Below are 11,010 nucleotides of genomic sequence, written 5' to 3' on the forward strand. Positions count from 1 at the left end.
TTGTCTGTTTTGACGATTAAAGGAGTTGTATTGAATGAAGTTTGGAAGATTATTAACAGCGATGGTTACTCCTTTTCAAGCAGATGGTCAAATTAATTATCGTCAAGTTGAAAAATTAATTGAACATTTAATTGCCACAGGTACGGATGCTCTTGTTGTCAATGGGACAACAGGAGAGTCTCCAACATTAACAAAGGATGAAAAGGAGAAGCTTTTTGACTTTGTTGTTCAATATGTCAATAAACGTATTCCTGTGATTGCAGGAGTGGGTAGTAATTCTACTTTACAATCAATAGAAGCGGCAAAGAAAGCTACTGAACTTGGGGTAGATGGAGTTATGGCTGTAGTACCTTATTATAATAAACCCTCTCAAAAAGGGTTGATTCAACATTTTACATCGATTGCCAGAGCGACTCATTTACCGGTAATGCTTTATAATGTTCCGCCTCGTACAGTGACAAATTTGGAAAGTGCGACAGTCGTAGAATTGTCAAAAGTTGAAAATATATTTGCAGTTAAAGAAGCGAGCGGAAGCTTAGAACAGATGGCTGAGATTATAAGTGGTACGGATGAAGAGTTTATCGTATATTGTGGAGATGACTCATTAACATTGCCTGCCCTTGCTATTGGAGCAAATGGAGTTGTATCTGTTTCGGCCCATGTATATGGACTAGAGATGAAAGAGATGATTCAGGCTTATTTAAAGGGTGAACATAGCGAGGCTGGCACCTTACATCGTTATTTACTCCCTAGAATGAAAGCGATGTTTTTAGCACCGAGTCCAACATGTGTGAAATATGCCCTCATGAAAAAGGGAATAGATGTTGGTGGTGTCAGGCTTCCACTCGTAGAGCCAGAACCAGCAACGAAACAAATTCTTGATCAAATTTTTCAGTTTTAAATAAAACTACCTTAATGAGTCTTTAAAGGCTCTTGAGGTAGTTTTTTACTTTTATTCATTCTAGCTAATGCCTTGGCAAGTTGTGGAGAAATTTGCTTGTTTTTAGTAACGAAGGAAGACAAGCCTTGTCTTTCATTTCTAAAATAAGGTATACTGATAACAAGTGATTCGGACGGTTATGGTGAATAATTGTTATTCACCCCTTTTATTTGAACCATTTATGCCAAGAATATGGGTCGGATATATGAAAGAATCGAACTAGCTATTTGTGAAATAGTCTAGTGTTATTAGCAATGTCAATGAACATAAAAGAAGTCAAACTAATTAAAAAGAAAGAAAAAAAGCAAGCATCAGCTATGTTTTTTCTGCAAAATAGGAGGAAGCACATTGTCGAACGAAAAAATTGAAAAAGTACGCGTTTTCGCCTTAGGTGGAGTAGGCGAGATCGGAAAAAATATGTATGGAGTGGAAGTTAACGAAGATATCATTATTGTCGATGCGGGTCTCATGTTCCCTGATGATGATATGTTAGGTGTTGATATCGTCATACCGGATGTTTCATATTTACTGGAAAATGAAGATCGTGTTAGAGCGATTCTTTTAACACACGGTCACGAAGACCATATCGGTGGCCTTTCCTATGTATTAAAGAAAATAAATGTTCCTGTATATGGAACAAAATTAACCCTTGGCTTAGTGGAAGAGAAATTAAAGGAAGCTGGCATATGGCGTCAGACGAAGTTAAATCTTATAACGGAAAGCTCAGAGATTGTTGTAGGAAGTACGAATGTCTCCTTTTTCCGAACGAATCACAGTATTCCTGATTCTGTTGGGATTTGTATTGAAACCGAGCAAGGTTATGTCGTACATACAGGTGACTTTAAATTTGATCAAACACCTGTGGATGGTCTTCATGCAGAGATTGGTAAAATGGCTCAAATCGGTCAAAAAGGCGTTCTTTGTTTACTTTCTGATAGTACAAATGCTGAACGTCCGGGTTTAACGAAATCTGAGACAGAGGTAGGGCAAGGGATTCAGGATGTCTTTGAAAATACAGCGAGCCGAATTATTGTGACAACTTTTGCATCCAATGTCCATCGAATTCAACAAGTGTTTGAGGCCTCTTTAAAAAACAATCGAAAAGTGGCGATTGTTGGAAAAAGTATGGTTCGTGTCATTTCGATTGCATCAAAATTAGGTTATTTAACATATCCTGAAGACTTAATTATAGAAGTCGATGAGTTGAATAAGTATGATGATGAACATGTAACAATTTTAACGACTGGAAGCCAAGGTGAACCTATGTCAGCTTTAACAAGAATGGCAAAGGGGGCACATCGCCAAATTACAATTACCCAGTATGATACGGTCATTATTGCGGCGAATGCGATTCCAGGTAATGAAAAATCTGTAGCAGGTATTATTGATAAGTTGCATAGAATTGGAGCAGATGTTGTTTACGGACAAGCTAAAGTTCATGCTTCAGGACACGGAAGTCAGGAAGAGCTTAAGTTGATGTTAAACTTAATGAAACCAAAATACTTTGTGCCAGTTCATGGTGAATTTAAAATGCAGCATGCACATAAAGATTTAGCGGTGGCAGTTGGTATACCTGAAGAAAATATTTTCCTTGTCGATAAAGGTGATGTTGTTGAGTTTGCCAAAGGTCAAGCACGTAAAGCAGGAAAAGTTCCTTCTGGTAATGTTTTAATCGATGGATTAGGTGTCGGAGATGTAGGTAATATCGTACTAAGAGACCGCAGACTTTTATCCAAAGATGGGATTTTGGTTGTTGTGGTAACGTTAAATAAGAAAACCAGCCAAATCGTATCAGGACCAAATATTATTTCAAGAGGTTTTGTATATGTACGAGAATCAGAGAAGTTGCTAGAAGACGCGAATGAACTCGTATCAGGTATTTTACAAAAATGTATGACTGAAAATGTAAATGAATGGTCATCATTAAAAAGTAATGTTAGAGAAGGATTAAGTCGTTACCTTTTCGAAAAAACGAAACGCCGCCCAATGATTTTACCAATTATTATGGAGGTATAATGTTAAAAAGACGAGTAGCATGTAATGAGCTGCTCGTCTTTTCTTTTTCAATCTGCTATTCAACGACGGCCATCGAATAAATGCCTAAATAAGGATCATACTAACAGCATCACATTAGAAGGAGGATGTATATGTTTGATAATCAAGCCTCTAGCCAAGAAAAACCTGTTGAAGAAATGCCTAAAAAAGAAGAAAAGACAGGTGGTATATTAGAAAAAATTCAAGAATTAGGGCAAACGAACGTCCCGCAAATGGAAAATTCAAATATACATTGTATGACTGTGGTTGGACAAATTGAAGGACATATGCAATTGCCGCCACAAAATAAAACAACAAAGTACGAACATCTCATTCCGCAATTAGTAGCGGTTGAACAAAATTCTAAAATAGAAGGACTACTTATTATCCTCAACACAGTTGGTGGTGACGTTGAAGCGGGTTTGGCTATATCTGAGATGATTGCCTCGATGTCGAAACCTTCCGTCACACTCGTATTAGGTGGAGGACATTCAATTGGTGTACCAATAGCAGTTGCTTCCAATTATTCTCTGATTGCAGAAACAGCAACTATGACGATTCATCCCGTACGCTTAACGGGGCTTGTTATTGGTGTTCCGCAAACCTTTGAATACTTAGATAAAATGCAAGAAAGAGTGATTAAGTTTGTGACGAAGCATTCTGAGATTTCGGAGGATAAGTTTAAAGAATTAATGTTTAGTAAAGGGAATTTAACAAGAGATATTGGCACGAATGTGGTCGGAACTGATGCGGTAGAGTATGGATTAATTGATGAAGTGGGAGGAATTGGACAAGCTCTTAAAAAGTTAAATCTGCTTATCGATGAAAAGAAACACGAAGGGGTACCAATCCAATGATTATGTATACGATGGTCCCTCACGAAATGATCTTTCCAGAAGATGACAGCCATTATAGTCAATATAAAACGATCCCTATAGAACATGGACATGTTATCGTTCAACAAATAAGTACGGATGAATGTATGATTGTTCGTCTTGTCTGTTCGAATCCGATGGCTTATCTTCAAGAACACTATACCCCAGGCACAATAGTGAAAGCAGGATTATTGCACTAATATGGAAAGGCGGGAATGTTTAAGCATTCTTTGATTATCTGTTGACGATGAGTATGCTATAATATATGTATTGAAGACAAGCAGCCATATTTTGGCTGCTTGTTAGTATTGGTTATTTTAAGAAAAATAAGGGTGAGTACATTGGCGAAAAGAAAGAAAAAGAAAAAAACACAATGGAAGTCACAGCTGACCTTTGAATTAATTGGTTTGGGTCTGTTGGTTATTGCAGTTGTCACCCTGGCGCGACTAGGAACGGTGGGGGAAACCTTTGTTAGTTTATTTCGCTTTATTTTAGGTGAATGGTTTGTATTATTAGCTTTGGGGTTATTGGCTATTGCCTTATACATAATTTTTAAACGAGAGAAGCCTGTTTTATGGTCAAGAAGAATAGCTGGAATTTATGTATTAATGAGTTCATTTGCATTATTTAGTCATATTGGTTTGTTTCGAAATCTAGGGTTTCGAGAAGGCTTTGCTGACCAATCCGTCATTAGAAACACAGTCCGATTATTTATGATGGAAATTAGGGGAGAATCACCTGGATCGCAAGATTTAGGTGGAGGTATGGTCGGTTCAATTATTTATGCACTGAGTCATTTTCTCTTTGCTGATACGGGATCTTACTTTCTTTGTTTTGTTTTATTTATAGTCGGACTCATATTGATTACAGGTAAGTCATTTACTGAAATGGTCTCAAATAGCATGAGGAAATCTTACGTATATTTAGCAGATACCTTCCAAAATTTCTGGAAAGAAGGGAAAGCTTGGAAGGAACAAACACAAGAAAAACTTCAGGAAGAGCGTGAAAATCAAAGAAAACGAAAAACAAATAAACAAGAATTGACCAAAGTAGAACAGCAATCAGATGGAGAAGAAATCGAGCCGGAAATTGTTGATTTTGCTCAAAAAGCTTACGCAAATGCTAATAATATGAGTGAAACCGATGAACCACTAGCTGACAATGAAGACATCATCAAAGCAAATAAAGTTCAACAAAAAGGGAATCAAACAGAGGATGAACAAGAAAAAGAACTCTCTGTTGGTTTGATCACAACTGAGATGGAAGAGAATAAGGATTATCAGTTGCCGACGTTTGACCTTTTACAAGCCCCGCAATTAGCTAATCAAAGTCATGATAGACAGCGATTGACATCTAATGCAAGGAAGCTTGAGCAAACATTAGAAAGTTTTGGTGTAAAAGCAAAGGTCATGAAGGTTCATTTAGGTCCTTCTGTAACCAAATATGAAGTGAACCCGAGTGTGGGTGTAAAAGTAAGTAAAATCGTAAACCTTGTGGATGACTTAGCATTAGCGTTGGCAGCGAAAGATATTCGGATTGAAGCACCTATCCCAGGTAAATCAGCCATTGGGATTGAAGTCCCTAATCAAGAGGTAGCCATTGTCACATTACGAGAAGTGCTAGATTCTGATCGTTCCAAAGAGGATACGAATGTCTTATCGGTAGCATTAGGCAGGGACATCTCTGGTGAACCAGTGCTCGCTCCTTTAAATAAAATGCCGCATTTACTCGTAGCTGGGGCAACGGGTAGTGGAAAAAGTGTATGTATTAATGGAATTATTACAAGCATTTTGTTAAAAGCTAAACCACATGAAGTGAAATTAATGATGATCGACCCGAAAATGGTTGAACTAAATGTCTATAATGGGATTCCACATTTATTAACCCCTGTTGTGACAGAACCAAAAAAAGCGTCTCAAGCATTAAAAAAGGTTGTCGCAGAAATGGAAAGGCGGTACGATTTATTTTCTCATTCTGGGACGCGAAATATTGAAGGGTATAATGAATATATTCGTCGTGTTAATGAAGGTCAGCAAGCGAAACAACCATTCTTACCTTATATCGTCGTTATTGTCGATGAGTTAGCCGATTTGATGATGGTAGCTAGCGGTGATGTGGAGGATTCCATTGCCCGACTTGCACAGATGGCGAGGGCTTCAGGTATTCACATGATTATTGCGACGCAAAGACCATCCGTTGATGTTATTACCGGTGTCATTAAAGCAAACATCCCATCCCGAATAGCATTTGGTGTTTCCTCACAAGTAGATTCACGAACGATTATTGATTCGGCTGGTGCGGAAAAGCTTTTAGGTAGAGGGGATATGTTATATTTACCGGTCGGAGCTACCAAACCAACTCGAGTACAAGGTGCGTTTCTATCAGATGATGAAGTAGAAGCGGTGGTATCGTATGTGATATCTCAGCAAAAAGCACAGTATATAGAAGAAATGATTCCACAAGAAGAAACGTCGACGAAGAATCATGAGCAAACGGATGATTTATATGATGATGCTGTCCAGTTAGTAACGGAGATGAACTCTGCATCTGTTTCGATGATCCAAAGGCGATTCCGTGTGGGCTATGCAAGAGCAGCTCGAATCATTGATCAACTTGAAGAACGTGGTGTTGTGGGGCCATACGAAGGAAGTAAACCTCGTGAAGTATTAATTTCAAAAAGAGAAGATGAAGAACAGTCGTTGTAATTTTTTAGATAAAGATAAGTGATTATTCGAGAGTAAATGGGAAGTTTGAAGGAGTGGGGTATGTGATCAAGTCGGACCAGCGGCCATTATATTTACAAGTCATTGACCGAATTAAGCAAGATATTGAGCAAAAGGTTTATCAAGAAGGGGAAAAACTACCCTCTGAGTTTGATTTATCAAAGCAATTAGGCATAAGTCGAGCTACACTTAGAGAGGCATTACGGTTATTAGAGGAAGAGGGTATCGTGATTAGACGTCACGGTGTGGGGACCTTCGTTCATGCAAAGCCGTTATTTTCAGCTGGTATAGAAGAGCTTCATAGTGTGACAGATATGATTGCACAGGCTAACATGGAGCCTGGTACGATATTTTTGTCATCTTCAATTAAGGAAGCTACAGAAGACGATAAGAGTAAATTTTCTCCAATAGAAACGGAGAAAATTTTAGAAATAGAACGTGTTCGAACGGCTAATCATACACCGATTGTTTATTGTTTAGACCGACTACCATATGAGCGGCTACAAGGGTTTTCCATTCATGATTTGAAGTCGATTTTTACATTTCTAGAGCAATCTGGTCAAGAAATTGCCTACGCTGTGACCTATATTGAACCGATGGGGTACCATCCAACAGTATCAGAAATTCTTGAATGTGATCCAGAAACTTCTTTATTATTGTTAAAGCAAGTTCATTATAATCAGCAGGATGAACCGATTTTATATTCTTTGAATTATTTTCGGGCTGATAAATTTAAGTTTCACGTTTTAAGAAAGCGGATAAAAGCATAACCTAATCAAAACACCAAAAAAGGAGTCTAGATAAGATGACCGTGCTAAAGGAAATTCCTTATTCGATAAATGCCATTAAGGCACACCTTGTGCAAACAGAAAAATTTAAAACGTATAGTATTGTAATGATGATTGAAGCCCCCTTAGAGGCTGATACTGTTGCAGGGCGCGCACTTCTACCAGAAGTACTTCAAAGCACAACGGCTAAAACGAATCAACGAGCTAAATTTCGCCAACGCTTAGATGATATGTACGGAGCAATGCTTGCCACGGATGTTCAAAAAAAAGGTGAAAACCATGTGATTTCAATTCGTATTGACGTAGCCAATGAGAAGTTTTTAAGTGAGGGGACATCCTTGCTTCAAGAAGGAATTTCTTTGTTACATGAAGTAATTTTTGAACCAAATATTGAAAATGAGCAGTTTAAGCAGGAAATTGTAGAAAGTGAAAAACGTTCACTTATCCAACGTATTGAATCGGTTTTTGATGACAAGATGCGCTATGCAAACATGAGAATTACAGAGGAAATGTGTAAGGATGAGCGTTACGCCCTAACATCCTTTGGTACGAAGGAACAAGTCCAAGCTATTACTCCTCAATCATTATATACCGCCTATCAAAAAATGCTTGCACAAAGTCGGTTCAACCTTTATATTGTCGGTGATTTTGAAGAAGCCTCTGTAAAAGAAATAGTCGAGCAAACCTTCGCCAATGTAAATGTGTCTAGTCAATATCAGGCACTTGAGACATCAACACCAACAGAAATAAAGGAAAAAGTCGTTTTTGACAAGCAGGATGTTAAACAAGGCAAGTTACATATCGGCTTTAGAGCACATACTACTTTTGCCGATCCTGACTATGTTGCGATGAAAGTATGTAATGGCTTATTTGGCGGCTTTTCTCATTCTAAGCTTTTTATTAATGTTAGGGAAAAAGAAAGTCTTGCCTATTATGCGGCCTCTCGCTTTGAAAGCCATAAAGGTTTGTTAATGGTTATGTCAGGAATAGAGTTTTCGAAATACGGTCGGGCTGTTGAAATTATTAAAGAGCAAATGGATGCGATGAAAGCAGGAGACTTCAGTGAGGCTGAATTAGAGCAAACGAAGGCGATGCTCATTAATCAATTGTTAGAAAGTGTTGACGTAGCTAGAGGGTTTGTTGAGCTAAGCTATCATCAAGTGGTCAGTGACCATCAACGTACGGTGTATGATTGGATTGAAGAAGTTAAAGCTGTCACGAAGAAACAAGTCGTTGCGGCTGCTAAGAAAATAGAGTTAGATACGATTTATTTCTTAAAAGGGAAGGAGGAGTAAGCCATGAAACCGATTGAGTTTGCCCAATTAAAAGAAACATTATATTACGAGCAATTGGATAATGGTCTTGATGTGTATATCCTTCCGAAAAAGGAGATTAACAAAACATTTGCTACTTTTACAACAAAATATGGTTCGATTGATAACGAGTTTGTCCCAATTGCTGAACAGGAAGCTATTAGGGTTCCAGATGGAATTGCTCATTTCTTAGAACATAAAATGTTTGAGGATGAACATGGAGATGTGTTTCAAGACTTTAGTAAACAAGGGGCTTCAGCTAATGCCTTTACAAGCTTTACACGAACAGCTTATTTATTTTCGAGTACATCAAATGTAGAAAAGAATTTAGAAACGCTCATTGATTTTGTTCAGCATCCTTACTTTACAGAAGAAAGTGTGGAAAAAGAGAAAGGCATTATTGAACAAGAAATTACGATGTATGATGATAACCCAGACTGGCGAGCTTATTTTGGTGTTATTGAGAATATGTATGAAAATCATCCCGTTAAAATTGACATAGCTGGAACGGCAGCATCCATTGCAAAAATAACAAAAGATTTATTGTATACGTGCTACCATACATTTTATCACCCCAATAATATGCTTTTATTTGTGGTGGGTCCTGTTGAACCTGAGAAAATTTTAGAACAGGTCAAAGCGAATCAAGCTAAAAAGGATTTTGCTGAACCTGAGAAAATTCAACGATTTTATCCGGAAGAAGGTCCTGGAGTCGCCAAAGCCCACCATGTCGTGACAATGCCGGTTCAAACGCCAAAGCTATTAATTGGTTTTAAGGATAAAAATCCAAATAAACAAGGTGAGGAATTACTTCGTTACGAGTTATCTCTGAATATCCTCTTAGATCTCATGTTTGGGCAAAGCTCTTCGAATTATCAAACCCTTTATGAAGAAGGTCTTATTGATGACAGCTTCTCATTTGACTATTCGGCAGAAAATGGTTTTGGTTTTACGATTATTGGAGGAGATACGAAAAAGCCAATTCAGCTTGCTAAAAAATTGGATGAGCAAATTCGCCAATTCAAACAAAGCAAGCTTTCAGAAGAAGTAGTTAATCGAGCGATTAAGAAAAAAATCGGTTCATTTTTACGCTCATTAAATTCACCGGAGTATATTGCTAATCAATTTACGCGGTATAAATTTAATGATATGAATTTATTTGATATTGTGCCTGTTCTTGAAAGCTTGCAAGCTAAAGACCTCGAAGCTATTTTACAGGAACACTTCGATTTTGATTGCTTTACGGTTTCTGAAGTAAAGGCAGAAGGTTACCATGAGCAATAAAAAAGAACATCTCCTGATAACAGGAGCTTCTGGAGGTATTGGGCAAGCGACCGCTAAGGCGCTTGCCTCTTCTAGTCGTATACTGTATTTACATTATCATAAAAATAGAGAGCGAATTTTGCAGGTGAAACATACGTGTGAGAACTTAGGAGCTGAAGTTTTCATTCTTCAAGCAGATTTAAGTACGAGAGATGGAACTGATCAACTCATTGCTCAAATTCCAACAAATATTGATGCTCTTGTTTATCATGCGGGTATGGACTCTGTGCAGTTATTCACTGATATATCCGATGAGACGCTTCTTGAGGTAATGCAGGTACATCTTTATAATCCAATGAGGATAGCAAGGCAACTATTAAAGGGAATGATTCGTAACCAAAAAGGAAAGTTAATTTTTGTTTCTTCTATTTGGGGTTTGGCGGGGGCTTCTTGTGAAGTGACTTATTCAGCCGCTAAAGGTGGAATTAACGCCTTTGTTAAAGCACTAGCTAAAGAAGTAGCCTTAAGTAACATCCAAGTAAATGCAATAGCACCAGGAGCAATTGATACAGGAATGCTCACCCGCTATAACGAAACAGACCGCCAGCAATTAATCGACGAAATACCAGCTGGACGCTTAGGAGAATCCGAAGAAGTTGCTGCCTATATTACGTTCTTATTAACCGAGCAAGCATCCTATATCAATGGACAAATCCTATCCATCAACGGTGCATGGTATACATAAAACAGAATGTCTCTGGCGTTTAGTCGGGAGGGGGGTCTCATTCCTCTTAAAGTGATCTTTGAGAAGGTGTTCGCCACCAACAAAGATGAAAGTAGTGTCTAGCTCTTTAACTGGTAGCTTTTCGTTCATTTGGTATTTGAATGAGAAGTACAAAAATCGAAGAGTCTGCATGATAAGGTTAATAATATGTGAGTTAGTGAGTGAGTAAAGTAACGAAAAGGGCCGAACGTGTCAGTTACTCGAGGGAAGTGAGTGAGTAAAGTAACGAAAAGAGTCGAACGCGACAGTTACTCGAGGGAAGTGAGCGAGTAAAGTAACGAAAAGGCACG

General features: G+C 38.1%; 9 protein-coding genes. All 9 read left to right on the plus strand.

Translation table 11 applies throughout. The annotated features are described in order from the left end of the window. Positions 1-34: 34 nt before the first annotated feature. The 9 genes from dapA to ymfI all read left to right on the plus strand — a co-directional run bounded on the left by dapA (position 35) and on the right by ymfI (position 10,681). Positions 35-901: a 4-hydroxy-tetrahydrodipicolinate synthase gene (gene dapA, locus PQ479_RS00445; RefSeq protein ID WP_047987929.1), complete on the plus strand. Its 867-nt coding sequence runs from the start codon at positions 35-37 to the stop codon at positions 899-901. A gap of 387 nt (positions 902-1,288) precedes the next feature. Beyond that, entirely contained in the window at positions 1,289-2,956 is a 1,668-nt protein-coding gene (locus tag PQ479_RS00450; RefSeq protein ID WP_047987930.1) for a ribonuclease J, read from the plus strand. 131 nt (positions 2,957-3,087) lie between these two features. Further along, positions 3,088-3,831, plus strand: coding sequence for a ClpP family protease (locus tag PQ479_RS00455; protein ID WP_047987931.1), 744 nt, complete (start codon positions 3,088-3,090; stop codon positions 3,829-3,831). Then, positions 3,828-4,049, plus strand: coding sequence for a YlzJ-like family protein (locus PQ479_RS00460; RefSeq protein WP_047987932.1), 222 nt, complete (start codon positions 3,828-3,830; stop codon positions 4,047-4,049). Before PQ479_RS00455 ends, PQ479_RS00460 begins: the two co-directional genes overlap by 4 nt. Before the next feature lie 141 nt (positions 4,050-4,190). Next, a complete protein-coding gene (locus tag PQ479_RS00465) occupies positions 4,191-6,554 on the plus strand; it encodes an FtsK/SpoIIIE family DNA translocase (protein WP_273716688.1) in 2,364 nt (787 codons plus the stop codon). A 62-nt stretch (positions 6,555-6,616) separates the two neighbouring features. Next, on the plus strand, positions 6,617-7,342 hold the full coding sequence (locus PQ479_RS00470; protein WP_047987934.1) for a GntR family transcriptional regulator: 726 nt from the start codon (positions 6,617-6,619) through the stop codon (positions 7,340-7,342). Positions 7,343-7,377: 35 nt separating this feature from the next. Continuing rightward, positions 7,378-8,655 carry an EF-P 5-aminopentanol modification-associated protein YfmF gene (gene yfmF / locus PQ479_RS00475; RefSeq protein WP_047987935.1) on the plus strand — a complete coding sequence of 426 codons (1,278 nt, stop codon included), beginning with the start codon at positions 7,378-7,380 and terminating at the stop codon, positions 8,653-8,655. Positions 8,656-8,658: 3 nt separating this feature from the next. Continuing rightward, the gene (gene yfmH, locus PQ479_RS00480; protein WP_047987936.1) at positions 8,659-9,957 is read left to right on the plus strand and encodes an EF-P 5-aminopentanol modification-associated protein YfmH; all 1,299 of its coding nucleotides are present in this window, start codon (positions 8,659-8,661) and stop codon (positions 9,955-9,957) included. Continuing rightward, complete coding sequence (gene ymfI / locus PQ479_RS00485; RefSeq protein WP_047987937.1) at positions 9,947-10,681, plus strand: elongation factor P 5-aminopentanone reductase; 735 nt, start codon at positions 9,947-9,949, stop codon at positions 10,679-10,681. The genes yfmH and ymfI overlap by 11 nt, the downstream gene beginning before the upstream one ends. Positions 10,682-11,010 lie beyond the last annotated feature (329 nt).

This window comes from Alkalihalobacillus pseudalcaliphilus (genome assembly GCF_028610675.1).
In the GTDB taxonomy this organism is placed as follows: Bacteria; Bacillota; Bacilli; order Bacillales; family Bacillaceae_D; genus Alkalihalobacillus; species Alkalihalobacillus pseudalcaliphilus.